The 19,990-nt window shown below is 33.5% G+C and carries 13 protein-coding genes and 1 pseudogene; 5 read left to right on the forward strand and 9 right to left on the reverse strand.

The features are described from left to right. Positions 1–15: 15 nt before the first annotated feature. The gene (locus ETSB_RS02150; RefSeq protein WP_044106002.1) at positions 16–2,271 is read right to left on the reverse strand and encodes a PBP1A family penicillin-binding protein; all 2,256 of its coding nucleotides are present in this window, start codon (positions 2,269–2,271) and stop codon (positions 16–18) included. A gap of 1,085 nt (positions 2,272–3,356) precedes the next feature. On the opposite strand from ETSB_RS02150, the gene ETSB_RS10205 reads away from it, so the two are divergent. Continuing rightward, positions 3,357–3,539, forward strand: a complete 183-nt coding sequence (locus ETSB_RS10205) for a hypothetical protein (RefSeq protein ID WP_232509843.1) — start codon at positions 3,357–3,359, stop codon at positions 3,537–3,539. A 1,229-nt stretch (positions 3,540–4,768) separates the two neighbouring features. Here ETSB_RS10205 and cysK read toward each other — a convergent pair. The 4 genes from cysK to ETSB_RS02180 all read right to left on the reverse strand — a co-directional run bounded on the left by cysK (position 4,769) and on the right by ETSB_RS02180 (position 8,805). Continuing rightward, a complete protein-coding gene (gene cysK, locus ETSB_RS02165) occupies positions 4,769–5,734 on the reverse strand; it encodes a cysteine synthase A (RefSeq protein WP_044106004.1) in 966 nt (321 codons plus the stop codon). 107 nt (positions 5,735–5,841) lie between these two features. Beyond that, complete coding sequence (purQ, locus tag ETSB_RS02170) at positions 5,842–6,543, reverse strand: phosphoribosylformylglycinamidine synthase subunit PurQ (protein WP_044106005.1); 702 nt, start codon at positions 6,541–6,543, stop codon at positions 5,842–5,844. Between the two features lie 6 nt (positions 6,544–6,549). Further along, a complete protein-coding gene (purS, locus tag ETSB_RS02175; protein ID WP_044106006.1) occupies positions 6,550–6,831 on the reverse strand; it encodes a phosphoribosylformylglycinamidine synthase subunit PurS in 282 nt (93 codons plus the stop codon). 489 nt (positions 6,832–7,320) lie between these two features. Further along, positions 7,321–8,805 (reverse strand): site-2 protease family protein, encoded by a 1,485-nt coding sequence (locus ETSB_RS02180; RefSeq protein WP_044106008.1) that lies wholly within the window; start codon positions 8,803–8,805, stop codon positions 7,321–7,323. Positions 8,806–8,956: 151 nt separating this feature from the next. Between ETSB_RS02180 and ETSB_RS10210 the strand changes: the two genes are divergently transcribed. Both ETSB_RS10210 and ETSB_RS02190 read left to right on the forward strand, forming a co-directional pair. Then, positions 8,957–9,106, forward strand: a complete 150-nt coding sequence (locus tag ETSB_RS10210; protein WP_232509844.1) for a hypothetical protein — start codon at positions 8,957–8,959, stop codon at positions 9,104–9,106. A gap of 2,719 nt (positions 9,107–11,825) precedes the next feature. Then, a complete protein-coding gene (locus ETSB_RS02190) occupies positions 11,826–13,019 on the forward strand; it encodes an NHL repeat-containing protein (RefSeq protein WP_044106009.1) in 1,194 nt (397 codons plus the stop codon). A gap of 998 nt (positions 13,020–14,017) precedes the next feature. On the opposite strand, the gene ETSB_RS09835 is transcribed toward ETSB_RS02190, so the two are convergent. The 4 genes and pseudogenes from ETSB_RS09835 to ETSB_RS02205 all read right to left on the reverse strand — a co-directional run bounded on the left by ETSB_RS09835 (position 14,018) and on the right by ETSB_RS02205 (position 16,765). Then, positions 14,018–14,155, reverse strand: coding sequence for a hypothetical protein (locus tag ETSB_RS09835; protein WP_171816379.1), 138 nt, complete (start codon positions 14,153–14,155; stop codon positions 14,018–14,020). A gap of 433 nt (positions 14,156–14,588) precedes the next feature. Then, positions 14,589–14,939: a nickel-type superoxide dismutase maturation protease gene (sodX, locus tag ETSB_RS02195; protein WP_044106010.1), complete on the reverse strand. Its 351-nt coding sequence runs from the start codon at positions 14,937–14,939 to the stop codon at positions 14,589–14,591. 24 nt (positions 14,940–14,963) lie between these two features. Further along, complete coding sequence (gene sodN, locus ETSB_RS02200; RefSeq protein ID WP_044107558.1) at positions 14,964–15,422, reverse strand: superoxide dismutase, Ni; 459 nt, start codon at positions 15,420–15,422, stop codon at positions 14,964–14,966. A 409-nt stretch (positions 15,423–15,831) separates the two neighbouring features. Continuing rightward, positions 15,832–16,765, reverse strand: a pseudogene (locus ETSB_RS02205) (succinate dehydrogenase/fumarate reductase iron-sulfur subunit). 618 nt (positions 16,766–17,383) lie between these two features. Between ETSB_RS02205 and ETSB_RS02210 the strand changes: the two are divergent. Together ETSB_RS02210 and ETSB_RS02215 are read left to right on the forward strand one after the other, a co-directional pair. Next, the gene (locus ETSB_RS02210; protein ID WP_084220174.1) at positions 17,384–17,779 is read left to right on the forward strand and encodes an AbrB family transcriptional regulator; all 396 of its coding nucleotides are present in this window, start codon (positions 17,384–17,386) and stop codon (positions 17,777–17,779) included. Between the two features lie 267 nt (positions 17,780–18,046). Then, positions 18,047–18,883, forward strand: coding sequence for a CPBP family intramembrane glutamic endopeptidase (locus ETSB_RS02215; protein WP_332403739.1), 837 nt, complete (start codon positions 18,047–18,049; stop codon positions 18,881–18,883). Positions 18,884–19,990 lie beyond the last annotated feature (1,107 nt).

Consider the following 19,990-nt stretch of genomic DNA (forward strand, 5'->3'; position numbering starts at 1 on the left):
AAAAATGGAATGGGACTACCGAGAAACTAATCCTTTCTTCATATAATTTCTCCACAAGGCCGCTGCTTGACTACTACTGCCTCTGGTTGGGGAGTTATCGTCATTACCCAACCATACCCCTGTTACTAAATTCTGACTGGGAACATAGCCCACAAACCAAAGATCCACGGCTTTATTGGTAGTTCCTGTTTTCCCTGCTTCTCCCAGTCCGATGCTAGCTACTTTCCCAGTTCCCCGTTGTACGACCCCCCGTAATAAATCAGTCATGGTTTGGGCTAATTGGTAGGAAATAACCCTTCTTCTATTAGTTTGATCTTGATTAAGATTGTAAATGACTCGACATGTCTGCCAATTATTTATATCTAAACAATCTCCCCCGTCAAGGATACGCTGAATTGCATGAGGACGGTTCCAAATTCCTTGATTAGCAAAAATAGCATAAGCCCCAGCCATTTCCAAAACAGTGACTTCACTTTGTCCTAAAATTAATCCTGGTGATCGTGTTAATGCTGATACTACTCCCAACCGTTGCGCCATTTCAATCACTCGATTTAACCCTATATCTTGGGCAACTCTGAGGGCGATTGCATTTTCTGACTGTGCTATTCCTCGATACATATCTACATTTCCATCACTACGTTCACAGGGTTTGTATCGTTGTCCCATCCAGCGTAGTCCGTCACAGGAATAAACTTTTCGAGGAGAAATTCCTTGTTCAATAGCCGCCGCATAACTGAATACCTTAAAAATCGATCCAGGTTGACGTTTAGCTTGAGTGACGCGGTTAAATTGACTTTGTTTATAGTCTACCCCTCCCACTAAAGCTAAAATTTCTCCAGTACGGGTATCTAAGGTGACAATTGCCCCTTGGGAGAACTTATATGTTGATCCGGCATTTTTAACGTGATTTCGTAGCTCTTTTTCAGCTTTAGACTGTAAGTGAAGATCTAATCCTGTTTCTACAATAAAATTACCTTCTTTCGCTAATTCGTTCCCTAAGAGAGTTCTTAGTTCTTTAAAAACGTGACTATAAAGATATGGAGCAATCACATTTGACAAAGTTTTTCTAGCTTTAGGACTAATTTCTATGCGTGATCTTCGCTCACGATCAGCTTGTTCGGGTTTAATCATCTCTAAATCTGCCATACGAGTGATGACACGGTTTCGGAGTTGAACAGAAGTATCATAGTCCTGAACAGGGTTATAGAGATTTGGGGCGGGTAACATTGCCACCAGAGTGGCCGCTTCGGAGATTGTTAAATCTCTGGCTGATTTTTCAAAATAGAATTGGGCTGCGTCTTCAAACCCGTAAAGGCTACCCCCTAGATACACTTGATTTAGATAAGTTTTTAAAATTTGATTTTTGCTATAAACAGCTTCTAATTTTAAAGCAACAACCATTTCTCGTAATTTACGACCGGCTGTATCTTCCCATCCCACTTCAGTAAAGAGACTGCGGGCTAATTGTTGGGTCAAGGTACTCGCTCCTTGACGAATGCCTTGATCTTTTGAATTGATGACTAACGCCCTAACAATTCCGTAGGGATCGACTCCAAAATGCCAGTAGAAGCGAGTATCTTCTGAGGCAATAAGGGCTTTAGATAAATAAGGAGAAAAGTCTTGTAAACGGTTAATTTCTCGGTGAGTACTTTGGGTAATGGGGTTTAGGGGGATTTTGTTATTGCTTGCATAAACAACTACTGGACCACTAACTCCTGATGGGAGGGGCGTTACATCATATTTACGGCTTTCCCAGATGATAACGACACTGATCAGAGCAAATAGTCCAATGGTTCCATGAAGGGTATAGGAAATCAGTCTACGCCAAACAGGAGGAGGACTATGATAAGCCAGTTTAGCAGTTTTAGCTAATTCTGGGGGTCCAAGGATAATGACATCTCCATGACGTAAGGAAAGATTTTTAATACGTTGTCTGTTGTGGTAAATACCGTTGGTAGATTGTTCGTCTTCGAGGACGAAATATTGGGGATCGTTTTTGTCACGGCGGAGAGAACAGTGAACTTGACTAACAAAACTATTAGTAATGAGAATGTCACAGAATCTCGAACTCCGTCCCAAAATATAGCGATCACCAATTAATGAGTAGACTCGAGGTTTATCTCCTTCTTTATCTTGTATGTGTAATTCAGGAACTTTTGCCCCTTTTTTGAGTGTTTCAGGACTTAGTCTTCCTTGTCCAAGTTTTTGTACTACTTGGGTAACCAGTTGACTCAAGGGATGTTTGGGAAGAGATGGCGGTTTTGAGAACATAGCTTACTATGTTTGGGAATCGATTAGCTAAATTTCTTAAAATTTTCTGTGATATCGTTAAGAACGTGTCACTAATTTCTTTAACACTACAACCTATTATTGTAACCGCTAAGTGGATAGATATCACTAAAGTTAAATCTGTTTCACTAAGTACTCCATTTTTTACACTTTCTAAATCTCCCCTTGTCAAGAGAAACTTTTTGTATCTTTTCTTCCTTGCAAAGAGAAAGTTTGCCACATTTTTTTATTATTATACATATTATTTAAAAATATATATGCTATTTTTAATATCTAAGTAAAAATACGAAAAAGTTGACTTTTATATAGAATAATCACTATCAGTAATTTATTCTGAGACAATGGACCTGATAAGATCATCCTAAACTTTTAGAGTTTTAAAAATTGTAAATAAAATATTATCAATATTTTATTTACTTAATATATTTAGAGGTTTAGAGTAGAAAGAATGATAATAGACAATTGTTTTTGGTATTTGCTCAAAAATAAAGAGATTAATTCACCAAGAAGACACGCTGATCTCTTATTGATAAGCAGTTTAGGCAGCTTTTGAGTACTTTCTCGAATGAGATTATCAGTGACATCATAGCTAAATAGTGCGTTAATCAAGATTAATACTATAATTCTTTGGATAGAACTGCATCGATTGTTTTGAGGTTTATCATTTTTGACAGAACATACGTTGGTATTTTCCGTAAGGTGATGCAATCCAATATATGTCTAAATTTATGGTACTGAGGATATTTTTGAGATATACAAAAGCTATTTATATTCGTTGTTTTACTACAAAAATTTTATGAGATTTAAGTCTTTGAATAATTTAAAATTGTAATGCAATGTTATTGACTTTAATCTTTTTGAGAAATTTATCAATAAAAATTGATACATACTTTTTTGAATGAATTTTAAATCAATAGTATTTATACTAATTTACATAGCTATAAAGCCTGTAAATTATGCAAATAAGTAAATAAATGATAATAGTAATAGAGATTCTATCTCTACTACTATCTTAACTTTTTAAGTCGCTCGAATCATTCTGGCTAATCCTTTCGGATAAACTCCCCATGAAGAGAATTTTTTTCTTAGAATTGCTAGTAACTAGCTTATTCATTGGTTTAATTTTATTATTTGCTTCTCCAGTCAAGTCCCAAATTATAGAATTGGGTAATGATATTCCTATAAATTTTTCTCATGAACGCCGTCGCCGTAGCAGAACTAAAGTAAGAATGTATCCCGAAAATGGTTGACTCAATGTAGGAATAGAAGAGGAAAGAAGACCTCAAACGAGAATCAGGGTATTCGATAAAAATAATTTTTCTTTTATTGGTGTTCGTGAGGAGAGGCTCGTTTCTCAGGAAAGAGTTAGATTTTCTCTTCCTTTCTAACAAATCAGTATGGGAAATCTCTGAATTTTAGTAGCAAAATATGCAGTTAGGATTTTCCTGTATTTGTCGTTAACCAGTCTTATTTATTTAAGAGACCAAGCAAGTTGCACAAAATATACATTTAGTAAGCTCTAAAAAGTCGCAGACCACTTATTTTGAACTAAGAAAATGTGGTGAGCGGGCTCCGAACTAATGAAATCCATTGAGATCATTGGAATACAAAACAAGTTCTGTTTTGTCGGGGTTTTAGCCATTGCAAAGATGAAGACTCCCATATGAATGTCTAAATGCGTAGACATGTCGTCGGTAAACAGTTGCTTCGTTAAACCTAAACCTAGTTAAAAATTTTCTGAACTTTGTTTAACTGAATCACTGTTTACTTAGTTTAGTTACATTTCTTCAATAATTTTGGTGGGGGATAATAACCTTCAGTCTCTATAATTGTAATAAAAGGTTTCTTGAAGATAGTCTCCCCCAAAAAGGGTATAAACTTCTCCAAATAGAGAAAAATAATTTCACCTAGCAAAAGTTGGTAACGTTTTTTTCACACATCTTTTTTGTAATTGCCTTAATTTTACCACTTACTTGATTGAGGCAAAAAGGGAGATAATTTGCCTTCTAAACTACTAGTGTAGGATTTACAATGATAAAATATATGCATTTTCATCATTGTAAATGAATTTCGACATTAAAATTTATAATTTTGGAAAGCTTCCATTAATTGATCATCAGAAGGGTCTGCTACTAAATCATCAATTTGCTCTCCTAAAGAGTAAATAATAAAACTTACCAACTGATCTTAATTAATTAAGACATAAATTTCTTATAACCAAGAATCTGAATTAATTTATATTGCTTTTTGAGCTTTTTGACGAGATTGATGCATAGTATCGAACTGTAGCCTAGTTATGGGTGGCAAACTACCTTATTTAAAACAAGAAGTCTAACTCATTAGATATGATTAAACGTGTATTTTCATAAAAAATTAAAAGTAAAGGACTAAGATTTAATTTATTAGACAAGCTCTCAATAAACCTGCTACGAACTTACCATTACTTTTGTTGGCAGACTTATCCTAAAATAACCAATGATCAATATTCATCATTGTTCGGTTGAAGTGTTTCTAGACTCTCAAAGAGGGGAGTACTTAAGTAACGTTCCCCAAAACTCGCTTGAATCATAACAAGTAGTTTGCCTGTATTTTCGGGACGTCGAGCAACTCGAATAGCAGCAGCTAAAGCCGCCCCTGTAGAAATTCCTGACAATAGCCCTTCTTCTCTAGCTAAGCGACGACTATAAATAATAGCTTCATCATCAGTCACAGTTACTACCTCGTTAATTAGCTCTACCTTGAGAACTTCAGGAATAAAACCTGCCCCTATTCCTTGAATTTTGTGACTGCCAGGGCTTCCTCCTGATAAGACAGAACTATTAGCTGGTTCAACAGCGATCGCCTGAAAAGTTGGTTTACGTTGTTTAAGTACTTCAGCTACTCCAGTGATGGTTCCCCCAGTACCTACTCCTGCAACAAGGATATCTACCCGGCCATTTGTATCTTCCCAAATTTCTTGAGCAGTGGTTTGGCGATGAATTGCAGGATTAGCAGGGTTGTTAAATTGTTGCAGCATGTAGGCATTTGGCAACGTTTTCACTAGCTCATCAGCACGTCGAATACAGCCACTCATACCTTCAGTTCCGGGGGTTAACTCTAATTGCGCGCCATAGGCTTTTAACATTGCCCGTCGCTCTTGACTCATCGTTTCTGGCATGGTCAAAATTAGTTTATATCCTTTAGCAGCTGCGGCCATAGCTAATGCAATTCCCGTATTACCAGAAGTAGGTTCAACTAAGAGAGTTTTCCCAGCAACAATTAATCCTTCACGTTCTGCGGCATTAATCATATTTATCCCAATACGGTCTTTTACTGAAGCCGATGGGTTCATTCCCTCTAACTTTACGACAATCTGAGCCATACATCTCTCTGCTTGAGGAATTTGGTTCAATTGTACTAGTGGGGTCCGACCAATTAATTCTGTAATATTGTGGGCAATTCTCATCTTTTTTAAATTAATGTTTACTTACTTTAATAATCCTTCGGTTGTAATATTTCTATTGTCTTTTTGAGAGCATTCTTTAAATTTTCTTTACACTAAAGCTTACTCCTCTATTGAGGTTGTGGTAATTTTTCTTCAATTAACCCTTCAAACAATCCTCGCCCGTCTGTAGATCCCAAAAAGGGGTCTGAGGCACGTTCCGGATGGGGCATCATGCCTAAAATATTTCCTTTCCGATTGCCAATTCCGGCAATATTATTAAGAGAACCATTAGGGTTTTGGTCCTCATTAATTTCTCCTTGAGCTGTGCAATAACGAAACAAAATTTGTTCGTTGTCTTCTAAACTTTTAAGGGTATCTTGCCCTGCATAATAACGGCCTTCTCTATGAGCGATAGGTAGAGTAATGATCTGTTTTGATGTATATACTTGTGTCCAGGGTAGACGGTTATTTTCAACTCTTACAGGGATTTGGTCGCAGATAAAATGTAAGTTTCGATTACGAATTAATATTCCGGGTAATAACCCAATTTCCGTCAGAATCTGGAATCCATTACAAATTCCTAATACCCATTTTCCTTGGTTAGCGTGAATTATGATTTGTTGCATCACCGACGAAAACCGAGCTATCGCCCCACAGCGTAGATAGTCCCCATAACTAAATCCTCCTGGTATAACCACCACATCCAAATCAGAAATATCTGTTTCTCGATGCCATACCATACGAGTTGGCTGGTTTAATAATCCTCGAGTAACTGTTGCTACATCACGATCACAATTAGATCCTGGAAAAACTACAATACCAAATTTCATGGATGCTTACCTCATTGAGGATTGAATCACGTTAACAGCTGTTACCTCAAAACAATAATTTTCAATGACTGGGTTAGCTAATAATTGATCACACATTTGTTCAAGTTGTTCTTTTGCATGGATTTCGCAATTTGCTGTTAAAGTAAGTTCAATGTATTTCCCAATTCTTACTTTTTCAACCCCTTGATAGCCTAACTGTTTTAATCCGGATTCAACTGCAGTCCCAGCTGGATCTAACACTGATGGTCTAAGGGTAACGTAAATAAGACACTGATATTGTTGAGACATAGAATGTTAGTTATTGCTAAGATAATCATAAAAGTTAAATACATTTGTTCTTAAGCGTAAATCCTCCACTTACTCAAATCTTTAAAATTGTGCTATTTCAACTCTAGCCTATGATTCATATTTAACACTCAACAGTCGAGATTAACCCTGGGGACCGTCCACACAATTTATTCTGCTTTAAAGACTGACTTTAGAATTTAAAGAAACGATGTAAGCGCAACCCTCAGTCGATAAAGAGTCCTTCTATAGTTTAATCCTCCATGGCATGCTCAATACTGTCTTACCTGTGTCAAGTTCAGTATATCTGTTTCCATTAACTAAGTGTCTTACTACATGACCGAAAGGAATAATTAAAACATTCCCATTATTTTTGAGCCATCATACCTTAGAATTTTTTGGATAGTTTTACCAATATCAACTGATTGAGCCAAGAAACTATTTGTTTTCACCGACTTAGTTTTTAGTCAATCAATTTAACTTTTGACTAGTTTAAAGATTTAACCATTGAGCTAATGTCCCAGGTAAAGGAAGTAAAATCATTATCAGCAATGCTAATGAAAACAAACCTAAGATATCTCGTCTATCATCTAATTCTGTTACATCATTTAGAGCAGTCTGCTCAGAAGTTGGCATAAAAAAGAGCAGGATTGCCCATAGTAAAAACTCTTGTCTAATAATTCCTAAAGCTAAGACAAATAATCTAGTAAATTGACCAATAATAATTGCTGCTCGTTGGCCAAACATTCCATGAACAATATGTCCCCCATCGAGTTGTCCCACAGGCATTAAATTTAGAGCTGTAATAATTAATCCTACGTAGCCTGCAATGGCTAAAGGATGAAGATGAATTGCTTTTTCAGCAATAAAACTACTCCCAAAAACCAATTTAGCAAAAATAGCAAAGAGGAAAGAACCTCGAGGATCAAATGCTTGTAGACTTAATAGGTTAGACTCTTCAACCAGAGGCACAACTTTTGATAAAGATAGTCCCCATAATAGAATGGGAACAGTTACCATAAACCCCCCCAAAGGTCCTGCTATACCGACATCAAATAAGGCTTGACGATGAGGGATAGGAGATTTTATCTGGATAAATGCTCCGAAGGTTCCTAAGAAAAAAGGGATAGGAATAAAGTAAGGTAGTGTTGTAATAACTTTATAACGAATAGCAGTTAAATAATGACTTAGTTCATGAATTCCTAAAATTATAATTACTCCTAGACTATAGGGTAATCCATTTAATAGTAATCTTAGATTTTCTTGCCATTGTTCTACTGAAATACCAGCTATTTCAGTCCCAATAATTGTTGTAGTCAACAACGTCAGTAATAGTAACCCTAAAGCAAATAAAGGACGGGTGGTAGGTTGTTCAGGTTCTTTCTGTTGAGACTTAGCCCAAGGATTAGCTACTAAGGCAAAAAAAGGCTGTCCCTGTAGGCTTTCCTGAAAAAGAATCAAAAAGCGATCACCAAACACCCGCTCAATATTAGTTTTAATTGACTGATAAGCTTTTTCTGGAGCTATCCGTAACTTTCCCCGACAAAGAATAGCTTGAGGACGATAATCTAAATTCTGCAAGTAATACACTCCCCAAGGGAAACAATTTCTTAATGACTGTTCCTCAGTAGCGGTAATCGGACGAATGAAAACTGGATTTTCTAGGGTTTTTATCTTTTTTTCAAGGTTAGGGAATAAAGAATAATTCTGACTATCTTGGTTTTTCGTGAGAATACGTCCGATGGAAATTAACCACCCATAAGTGATAAAACAAATAAATAGGGGCAAGATGATCCACACCAAGGGAATAGACTTTTCTTCATCCATTACCATATACCATACTGTCCAAGCTATGGGAGGAGTCATAACAACTAACCACAATAGCCAAGCAGGAGTATGAGTGACTGACGTTACCGTGCGCTTAATGAGGATATAAGTAATAATGCTTAAAGTAAGTAACAGTAAAAGTAACCACATAGTTATCTATTGAAGAATGTATCAAGAAATCGTCTTCACCGTTTATGATTGAGACGATTTACTAAATTTAAGGAATAATAGGGTCACAAGGCCACACTCAATTTTGAGATTCCCTGTAATAAATTAACAAGGATTCTACTTTTCACCTATCATGTTTCGAAAGACAGCTAGGCTCTCTAAATTCTCTCGTCAACTATTAGAGGAGTTGTTTGCTTTACCCTCCAATAAAGATACTTTAGGCGGGACGGCTTATTTTATTCTAGAAAAAACTAGCAATATCTTGATGGATTATCCTGAATGAAATCAACAAGTTGAAGACTTTCTTCAACAACACGGGGGAGTGCGTTGTTTATTTATCACTCATCGTAGTGCTGTAAGTAAATTGGTAAAATCCCTACAAAAAACTCTAAAGTGCTCAGTTGTGATCCAAGTAAGAACAGGAGGACTATCTGCTTCCAGAGACAGCCGTAACCTCTTTTAAAAAAGAAGCCTGTCTTAGTCCAAATATTAAAGGAAGGAGTTTGGATTCCTGTTAATTCCCCAGGTTTTTCTTATCTTTATCGGAGCTTCCATGGAGGAATTCTTTTTACTGAACTGCACTTTTGTGTGATCTTTTAGGGACTCTAAGACCTTGACGGTTAGCTAAAACTTTCCATTGGTTACGTCAGCTAAAGAGTGTTCAGATGTTACGCAATCACTTCAACTCCAGCTCCCTTAATTAGATTTTCCCAGGAGCCAATATAGAATTCTTACTAGACAAAGGACTGATTGACAGAGCTTATGAGCAATTATCTGTTTTAAATTTAGATAATTTTTGTAAAACTCCCATCAGACAATAATTTTATTTATGTTTCACTAGTTCTTGGATTCTTATAACTCTATCCTCTTTTTTAAAAAAAATTAACATTTTTTAACATCAGATGATATCCTCCTAGATTTAGGAGAATATCATCTGATGGCAGAATTATTTAGATTGTTCGGCAACAAAACCAAGTCTGTTGATGAACTTAGTGTACAAGCATAGCAAAAAAAAAGAAATGTTTCATTCTCGAAGCTGATGATGCAAAAAGATGAGGAGATGCGGAGTTTATGAATAAATATCTTCAATAAAGACAAATATCACTGATAGCAATAGGTTTGTTCCTAAAAATCTACTTCACCCTAAACCTCAAATCAGTCCCGCAGCAGAATCAAACATTTAACGTTGTCGTAGCGAAAGTAACATAGATATGTCTCTTAAAATGGTTCGCAAGCTTAATAAGTAAGTTGATCTAGCTTGATAAACATTCTTTATAAGACACTAAATAACTAGGTGAAGTAGACATGATTAATTTATTTTTCCTATGTTTAAAACTAAGTTTTTTAAAATAAATACAAAATTTAGATAGTGTAATAATTTTAATTATTTTTAATATCTAAAATAAATTTATTTTTTATATCATTATGACATTTTATTGATTTTTTCAAGAAACTAATTAATTCAAAGTTAATTTGCCAATAGCATAGATAAGCTTTAAGTTTGCTCTGATTGTAGAGAGTAAGTTTGTATATATTCTCTAGTAATTTATTGAAATATTTTTTTTTGATAGCTGATTTTGATCTGCTTTAAAATTATTTAATTCTCGACAAAACCTCTATATATACTTATGTTTATAGATATCTTATTTATAATTTTTTATATTAAATATATTATTTACTTTGTATAAAAAAATATATTTAATGATAATACTTTTTATGTTTATTTCTTATTTATTTTATACTGATTTTAAATGACTATTAACTTAGTTAATTATTTTATAAATGAACTAAAAATATTATATATTCTCTGGTTTAATTGGTTATGTTAAAAGTTATTAGTTTACTTTAATAAAGTAAACTAATAACTTTTATGATTAATGTACAGGATACTTATTGAATTTAGTAATATTCTCTTATTCCTACAAAATTTTGTTTTTGATGTACTTATTTTTTAGCTTGAATCACCTAGAATACAGTTAAAATAAAAAAATAATAGTTTAATCATTTTTTATTTCAACTGTTTTCTTATATTGTAAATAGGTTTAAATGATAATATTCAATACTAAATACATATAGATCATGAATACATTATTTAATGATATTATTTAAAATAACAATGATTATTATAGTCGCCAACTATTTGCACAATTTATTGTACAAATCAGGTAAAATAATTCTTTTTTTATTAAAATTAGTTCTATAGTTATGGACTTTATTGGAAATAAAAAAACTTAATTTCATAAAAATTTATTTATTTACTGAGTTACTAAAATTTTTACTAATAATTTTATAAAATTGTTTTTTATTTAGAATAATAAATTCTAACTCATTAATTAAATCAATAAGTTTTTTATCTAAATCTTTGTTTATTTTTTAAATAAAATTTCATATGTGATATTATTCACATTTCGTTAATTTATCCTTTTTGTTATTTATTTTATTAAAGGTTAATTATGTTATTATTTTATAGCTTAATTATTATTTTTTTTGAAAAAGCTTTTAATATGTCAACAATCCATATAATCATTAGTAGCACATTACTGAAGCAATAACTAGCAAATAATTAACTATTAAGAAATAAACCCTGATCCAATCATCACCTTAAGATATCTAGTTTTACTGTTAAATGGAAATCCCCCTAATTGTAGCAAATCTACCTCATAAATAGTCCATAAATCAATGCTGTAACTATACAATAAATGAGTATTAATATAATCATCGATGATATTTATTTTTTATTTAGTTACTTTGAAAACAGATTAGATTTCTTATAAACCTAAAAAAATGAAATTATAAATAATAAATTTAAAAGAAAGTTATATGCGAATTAATAAGTTTTTTAAAAAAATTCTTGTTTGAGTTGTATTAATTGAAAACATTCCATTAAAATACAATACCAGTAATAAAAAATTCAGAAATAATATTTTTTATCTATTAAAATAATCTATGTATTAAGATATAATGCCATCGACAGTCATATAAACTCTGCTGATTTATACATTATGAAAAATTTTTTTCAAATCAACCAAAACTTCACCTCTACAACTAACACAGATGAATCGTTTTTTCAATTTCTTATTCCCGAAGGCCCATCTATTATTTTAGGTGAACAGTTCTCTAATACTTTGGTAATGCCCCTAGAACCTAAGTCCACTACTATGTTTGGTCCAAGAGGTGTTTGTTTAGTATCTGAAACTGGTCCGTTATGGATAGCAGACACAGGACACCATCGACTGTTGGGATGGAAAAATCGGCCTGAAACTGATGGCAAACCCGCAGACTTGGTCATCGGACAAACAGACTTTTATCAAGAAGGGCAAAACGCTAATGGAACTCCCCAAAGCAATACTTTCAGTGTTCCTACTGGGATTTGCACTTGTGGAGAAGGATTAGCAGTGGCTGATGCCTGGAACCATCGGGTCTTAATTTGGAAGAAACTACCTCAAGATCATAATGTTCCTGCGGATATTGTGTTAGGACAAACAGACTTTCACCAAAATCAAGTTAATCGAGGAAAAATTAATACAGCTGCGGATAGGATGCATTGGCCTTATGGCGTTTTTTACCATCTAGGTTATTTTTTTGTCGCAGATACCGGAAATAGACGGGTTTTAGTGTGGAATCGACTTCCGGAAGTTAATGGACAACCGGCAGATTTTGTTCTAGGACAGTCCCAGATGAATCTGCGGGACGAAAATGGAGGAGGACCTCCAACAGCTTCAAGTATGCGTTGGCCTCATACATTAGCAATTTGGCAAGATAACCTAGTTGTAACTGATGCGGGAAATAATCGTGTAATGATTTGGGATGGAATACCAACCGAAAATAATGTTCCTTGTAAATTAGTTTTAGGTCAATCAAATTTTGAAGATGTAGAACTTAATCAAGGGGTCTATTGTCCATCTTCTAGTAGTTTAAGTATGCCGTATGGCGTAGCTGCTTGTAAGCAATGGTTGATGGTGGCAGACACGTCTAATTCTCGTTTATTAGGGTGGAAAAATTCCCTAGAGATGGGTATCCCTTCCCAAGGATTAATGGGTCAACTTAACTTTCTTAGTAAAGGAGAGAATCGTTCTTACGGGAGGACTTATCGTAATAGTTTAAATTGGCCTTATGGAATCTCGGTTTGCGGTGATACGGCTATTATTGCTGATTCTGGAAATAATCGAGTTTTACTATGGTCTATTAAAAGTTGAAATAAATAAGTAATAAATTCCAAATAGCAGTAAAAAATATATTTTTTATATCTCTTATATTTAGAGAAATTAGAATTACAATTTAATCACTTTTATTAACACTTTTTATGGTAACGATTTTGTAAAAAATTTTGAGAAAAATTATATTGATTGCAAAATATTCTTCCGTTAATTTTATGAACTTTCATGTGATGCTATTTTCCTTGTATAAGGGTATTTTAGTTATTTTTATTTCTAAAGTCCATCTTTGAATAATAACTTTTCAAGTTTAAATATTATTAATAAATCTTAGGTTTACTCATTTATAAATTTTTTATATATTTATATATTTTTTAGAAAACCTTACTAATAAGGTTATTTAAATCTAGGTAAAATAAAGCTAAATATCAGTAAACTTATAAACTAACTTATCTTAAGATTAAGAGTCGTCATTATTTTCATTACCTTTTCACATAAACTAAATCAAGAAAAGACATACATTGTAAATAAGTCTCTACTATAGAAGATACAAATAGAAGTTAGCCCTCATGTCCAACATGATGCATAAAACCAGTGTTTGTCATCTAAGTTTTTTGAGTAGGTTTTAATTTCTCGTAAATGGATGAAAAGGAAATTATATCGAATTGATAATATAAAATTATCTAGTAAAATATCAAATATAAAAATTTCAGAGTTGAAAATTAACAAAATTTCTGTATCTATAAGCTCTCTTTTTAATAAAAATTAATATATTATCAATCTCTTCTACTTTTCTTCACTCAAAATAGGGAATAGTTTTCCAAATTTAACGCCTAACCTAATTGTCGTAATGCTTTTTTCTAAAAAATAAGTACTATAGTATCTAATTGTCATCTTAAACAAGAAGACCAAAGTAGAATCATTAAACAGAGCAGAAAAAGAGAATAGAAAAATAGATAAAGCTAGTCTTAAAATGTCAACTAGATATAAGTATCTATTCTATTTCTTAAGATGGAAATGAGAGTAACATTCTGCATATTTTATTTTTGTCGGTTTTGTTGTTGGTATTGACTAATTATATGAACAATCATGCCAGAAGGAAAATTAGGAAACGGAATTAAATCAGCAAAACAAAAAACAATCGCACTAACCAGGAAGAATTTTAAAAAACAACTCATGATGATAAACCTTTGTGCAATCTTCCTTTCACTATCCTAGAATTAACTTGCTTAAATCTTCCCCTAATTGGATGAATCACTTGAACTCTTATTTTTATGAAAATTTAATTGATTAACCACTAACCCATCAACAGAACTGATATAGCAATGACTACTGTAGTAATTCACAAAGTCATCAATCATTAATTTAGCTAAATCAATTAGCTAAACTAATGTCTGAATATTTCAGAATAGCCAGAAATTGATAATTATATAGAAATCCTTAGGATCAAAAGATAGTTGTTTGGAGTCAACCTAAAATGACGAGCAACAATGCCCAAAGATTAATTGCGAACGCGATCCTCTCAGTTATCCTATTATATCCTATTGTTTTAGATGAGCACCTAAACAAAATTCATTGTAGGGTGACATTTCCTAAGAAAATAATTATATTTCAAGGAAATTTACTAGTAACTTTACCAATAATATGATAAGGAGTTATAAAACCAAAAGACCGACTATCATTACTTTCTGCTTTATTTTCTCCCAACAAAAAACAATTACCATTTTTGTTAACTAAAACAACTCGTTTAATAATCTTTAAATCCTGACGGTGAGGGTGCCTAGCAACGACCAAATCCCCTATTTCTGGCAAACGACGCCGGTAGGCCCTTGTGTCTACAAGAACTTCATCTCCTGCTTGAAGCAGAGGAAACATAGAAGTCCCTGTAACACAAAACCGTTGACGCAACCTAAACAACCAAAGAAGCAATTCTTGATTGTTACTAGCAAGGATCAACTGCATGCCCACTACCTAAGATCAACAAATTTAGCTAGCTCTTACCCAGGCTACATTCCGATTTTTGGTAGACCAGAACATAGTATGAATTTTTTCAACAGTAGCAAGTAATTCGGTTGCTTGGTCTAAGTTAACTTCTACTTTACACGCAGAGCAAAGTTTAGCTGCCTTCCAAAAAATATCGTGAAGATCAGGATATTTTTCTAAATGTACAGGTTTAAAGTAGTCAGTCCAAAGGATAAGTAATTCTTCTTTAGTTTTTTGTGCTTGCTCTTCCTTAATTGCAATATAGCGGAAAAGAATATTAGCAGTGGCATGATCTCCGACAGAAGGATTAAGGTCTAGGATTTTCTTAGTCATGGACAATACTGCTTCAGCATAGATGCGAGCAGAGGCGGAGTCATAAACACCACAAGGTCCATCGCAATGAGCACTAACTTCTGGCGCGCAGAAGTGCTTTTTAATGTGAGTAGCAATTCTGTTGAGCATAGTTTTCTCAGATGTATCTAATTTTTCAAAAATAACGTTTGCAAACGTTATCATAAGGAACTATTTTTAGGGAAAAACTTTCTTGGTAACTTCCCTACTCCTAATTTTAATTGAAAAGTGTAGGCATTTCAGATCTTAAAATTATAGATTCTTGCCTCTACCCTTATGGCTTCCTAAAGAGTTGCACTGTGTTAATTATTTAAATATTGTTTTTGTCTTTGAATACAAAGATTTGGAATGTTGGAATTGACCGAGAAAAAATGGACGGTTTTTAGGCTTATATAGCTTGGACAAATCAACCTTTAAGTAGTGTTCTGACTTTCTCTTATGCTTCCTTTCGACAAAAAGTAAAACCTAGCAATATCATTTGATTTGTTAAAAAGCTCAAAAAGACTAGCTTTTAGCCAATTTATGCTTGTACTCGTTTAATTAGTAATTGAATTTGATTAGTTACTTCTGATGATTCAAAAGAGAGAAAAAAATTACTACTAGCTACCATTTACAAGCCCAAAGGAGCAAGACTAAACAATCCTCTTAGATCTTTCAAATAATTCCCTATTATAAATAATCCAAACTTACGCTGATAAATCCATCCTCTTGTTTGCCTAAGTCTACTAAAACTTTACAATAGCGAATAGAACGACTGTCTTAAGAATTTTTTCTGTCTAAAATTTATTGTTTAATGTGAGCAATTTAGTCCATTGGAAAACCGTCCATGGAACAAACGACATTACCAAAATAGCAACGAGCATACCCCCAAGCTCCTTTGGTTCTGTCATTATGGGATTATAGGCGAATCTCAGTTTCTATATCCCTTAAATCAACTATCATACGTTGTGTTTTGGCGAGAGCGTGAGGACTGACAAAATCGTGGTTGACCGTAACGTAAGAGCATTACATTCAAAATGACAGGCTCCACAGATAATACAGCTACTAGTTTGATTGAGATGTAATCACTCTTCAGTGGTTTGCCGGAATTCACGTTCAGAAATAGAATATGCTTTGACATTAAGGTATGGTTCTATAGCTTCTAATTTTTTTCCAAAAAAAGACATGTCCACCACTCAACCCTTAACTACTGGAAGATTTTTGGGGTCAATGGTCATGGTTGACGGGTTTTGCTTCCCAGAGTATCCGAATTTTTCAAGTTCACCACCCATATTTTCTTTGCAGGTAAGGGCAGAACGACCATTAATTTTCATGCTACAACTACCACAGATTGTAGCATGAAAATTTTTGCGAAAGGCAAGGGTTCCATCTTTTTTCTATTTAATACAATTGAGGCAATCTAAAATAGTTGAGTTTGACTTCACGTATAAGCTATAAGTCCATAAATAAGGTATGTTATTTAACTTTTGTTTTGTCGTAGAATTTTAAATTGAACTTTTATAGGGAAAATATAGGGTGATTTATCAGAAGGGAAGTAAGGATAACCCTATCTATTAGTTTAGTGCACCAACACATTCACTAAAATATCTTAATCATTGTTCCACTGCAGTCGCAGTAGAAATTATCGAAAGTCTACAATCTCTATGGAGTATCCTCTTCTTTAGCCTTCTTTTAAGAAGACAATTAAACGGTGAGGTTTTTAAAACTTCTGGGACAATTCCATAGATCGAAATCCTAGCAAATGATTCTGCGATCTTTAGATTTAATCCTGTCGTATACCCATAAGTATATTCCCCAAAACTCAGTATCACAAAGGTTATCCAGATTTGTAGAATCTAACTTTTAAAAACTTATTTTTAGACTGAGCAACTCAAATCCATCACGATCTTAGTGGTAAATTTTCTTGAGGGGAAGCACTTCTACTTGCATTTTGTCTCCTTGAACTGTCTGCTTCTCCCGTTCATAATTGTTGAAAATTTTCTTGATTTTATTAGGAAGATAACGCTATATTTTTGATATGATCAATAAAAGCAACGATCATTAAACTTCAATCAAGGAACATTGATAACATCATGACCGACAAACCAATCCCTTTAACGGGAAAAGCCCTACTTCAAAAAGTCAAAGAGCTATCCCACAAACCAAGGAGAGAAACAGCCAAAGATTGTGGCTATTACTCGGTTACAAAGGACGGGCAAGTCCGCGTTAATTTGACAGAGTTCTATGATGCAGTGTTGGGAGCAAAAGGAGTTCCTCTTGAGCCAGGAACTGCTAAAGATGGTCGAGGACGTGAACCCACCTACCGTGTAAGTGTCCACAAAAATGGTCAAATTGTCATCGGCTCAACATACACCCAAGAGATGGGATTGAAACCTGGAGATGAGTTTGAAATTAAATTAGGATACAAACACATTCACCTCAAACAAATTGGAGATGATGGAAGGGTTGTTGAGGAAGAAGCGGCTTAAGAATTATTTGATCTAGACAAAGATTATAGAATCTCTTAAGCCTAAAAAACTCCATTGGATGGGTTTACATTCACCTGTTTTTATTAGGGTCTAATGGGTAATTAGTCCTAGAGTCCATCGTCTTACCCGGGGCGGCGTAATACAAAAAACAGACGTTAGCCCCCATAGATTTTTCTGCGAAACCTGTCCTAATTTAAATATTTTGCTAGGGTAGTGAGGATAGATTCTTCATTAAAAGATTATAGATAGACAGTATAAGGAGTAATTTTGTCATCTCAATTCTATTCTTGGATAATTTTGCTCCCAACTCTTTCTGGGACGGTAAAAGTGTGCCTCTTTCTAATCACTTGGTTTATGCTCTGGTTACCTTTGGCTTGGTCTATAGCTAAAAAAATTGGCTGGCAACCCTTTAGTCCTTTAGTGGGGTCAGAAAAACTCCCCCTTGTTATATCTCTCTATTTAACTGTTCCTTTTTTACTATGGCTAACTATTTCAGTAGAAGGAACATCAATACCAGACTATGGAATAGAGTGGAAACTAACTTTTATAATTTCTTTACTTTTTGGAATAGGATTAGCAATTGCCGGTTTAGGAATTGCTTTTGGACTCGAAGGATGGTTTGGCCGGTTAATTTGGAAAAAAAATAATTTATATCATCTGGGTAAATTAGTCCTACCCTTATTAGGGTTAGGACTTTGGGTAGGAATTACTGAAGAATTAATCTTTCGGGGAGTTTTACTAAACTTACTACAACAAGACTATTCCCTAGAAGTAGCTGCTGTTATCTCTAGTGGCATTTTTGCTCTCTTACACCTACTATGGGAAAGACGAGAAACAATTCCTCAACTTCCTGGATTATGGATAATGGGTATGATTTTGGTGTGGTCCAAAATAATGAACGAGGGAAGCTTAGCGTTAGCATCGGGACTTCATGCAGGTTGGATTTGGGGGTTATCGTACATTGATGCGGCTGACTTGATTTCCTATTCTGATAAAGGAGCTGCTGAGATAGTTAGCTGGAAAAAACATCCTCTAGCCAGAGTATCCGGAATTCTTTGTCTGTTAGGAACAGGTTTAGTTTTATGGCAATTTTCTTTATTTTAATCTAAGAATTTTATTCAACTGAACTAGACAATAATTTGACTTTGAACTGAACTAAAATTTTTCGGGTTAATAAGCCTTCGACGGTAATTTCTAAAAATCACTGTTTATATACCCAAAATACAGCTTAACACAATCAGTTATTACAATTTATATCAGGTTAGTTTAGCAATTGTTCGTCCTGTCCCATGTCTTTATTATTAATAGGGTATGTTTCAGTCTACTTACTTTCTGTAGGAAGAGTTACTGAGCGAGCACTATCAAAATAGACTACCGTTTCTTCTTTTTTAGAACTTAATTTTTTTATAATTAATTTCATCCTTGGTTAATTATTGATAGAAGTTCATAATGTTAGTTTGATAATATATTTTATCAGATAAGTTTTTTCAAATTTAATATATAAAATGTCATCTATGACAATTATTTTTACAACTATAATGTAGAGAAAGTTAGTTAATTAAAATACTTAAAATAATTGTAAAGCTACTGAGATAATTGCTTTAATAGATCGATAAACTTTGATTGTAGCTTTATTAAAATACTGTTTCACCCTATCTTAAAAATTAATGTGTTTTAATAATTTATTCAAATTTGTCTTGATCGAGATATAACTCATAAATATTTAATATTTTATCATTAAAATACACTTTTCTTACTTTGATTTAGGATAGTAGTTTGATGTTAAGAGGGTGATAGTTGAATTTTTAACGGTTCTACTAAACGTAAAAGAAGAGAAGACTGTGGTAAACTTTAGGTAACATAAAAATACCATATCAAATAACTATCAATGTCAAAACCGCTCAAATTTAAACCAGCATTGATTAAATACCTATGATATTTTATTGAACTTGAACTGAATGATTTATCTCCTATAATAAAATGCATTATTAATTTTTATGTCAAGTTTTTAAGGTTAATCAAATTAGGAATAGATTTATAGGGTTTCCCGAAAAATCTATTCCTAATAATGTATTTGTTTCAACTACTCCATATGCTAACCCTGCTGTAGTATTTTTATCAACATAGTCTCACTTGTTTAATAAACTAATACTGATATATATGGATCAACTAACAATAATAACTTTTAACAATATCTACTGAAACGGTTAT

It is taken from the genome of cyanobacterium endosymbiont of Epithemia turgida isolate EtSB Lake Yunoko, from assembly GCF_000829235.1.
Taxonomy (GTDB): Bacteria; Cyanobacteriota; Cyanobacteriia; order Cyanobacteriales; family Microcystaceae; genus Rippkaea.

What these genes read in the sequence shown, in the direction of transcription:
- ETSB_RS02180 (WP_044106008.1), bottom strand. Translation starts at nt 8,805, where the DNA reads ATGTGGTTACTTTTACTGTTACTTACTTTAAGCATTATTACTTATATC.
- sodX (WP_044106010.1), bottom strand. Translation starts at nt 14,939, where the DNA reads ATGCAGTTGATCCTTGCTAGTAACAATCAAGAATTGCTTCTTTGGTTG.
- ETSB_RS02150 (WP_044106002.1), bottom strand. Translation starts at nt 2,271, where the DNA reads ATGTTCTCAAAACCGCCATCTCTTCCCAAACATCCCTTGAGTCAACTG.
- ETSB_RS02190 (WP_044106009.1), top strand. Translation starts at nt 11,826, where the DNA reads ATGAAAAATTTTTTTCAAATCAACCAAAACTTCACCTCTACAACTAAC.
- ETSB_RS09835 (WP_171816379.1), bottom strand. Translation starts at nt 14,155, where the DNA reads ATGAGTTGTTTTTTAAAATTCTTCCTGGTTAGTGCGATTGTTTTTTGT.
- purQ (WP_044106005.1), bottom strand. Translation starts at nt 6,543, where the DNA reads ATGAAATTTGGTATTGTAGTTTTTCCAGGATCTAATTGTGATCGTGAT.
- ETSB_RS10205 (WP_232509843.1), top strand. Translation starts at nt 3,357, where the DNA reads ATGAAGAGAATTTTTTTCTTAGAATTGCTAGTAACTAGCTTATTCATT.
- ETSB_RS02210 (WP_084220174.1), top strand. Translation starts at nt 17,384, where the DNA reads ATGACCGACAAACCAATCCCTTTAACGGGAAAAGCCCTACTTCAAAAA.
- cysK (WP_044106004.1), bottom strand. Translation starts at nt 5,734, where the DNA reads ATGAGAATTGCCCACAATATTACAGAATTAATTGGTCGGACCCCACTA.
- ETSB_RS10210 (WP_232509844.1), top strand. Translation starts at nt 8,957, where the DNA reads ATGTTTCGAAAGACAGCTAGGCTCTCTAAATTCTCTCGTCAACTATTA.
- purS (WP_044106006.1), bottom strand. Translation starts at nt 6,831, where the DNA reads ATGTCTCAACAATATCAGTGTCTTATTTACGTTACCCTTAGACCATCA.
- sodN (WP_044107558.1), bottom strand. Translation starts at nt 15,422, where the DNA reads ATGCTCAACAGAATTGCTACTCACATTAAAAAGCACTTCTGCGCGCCA.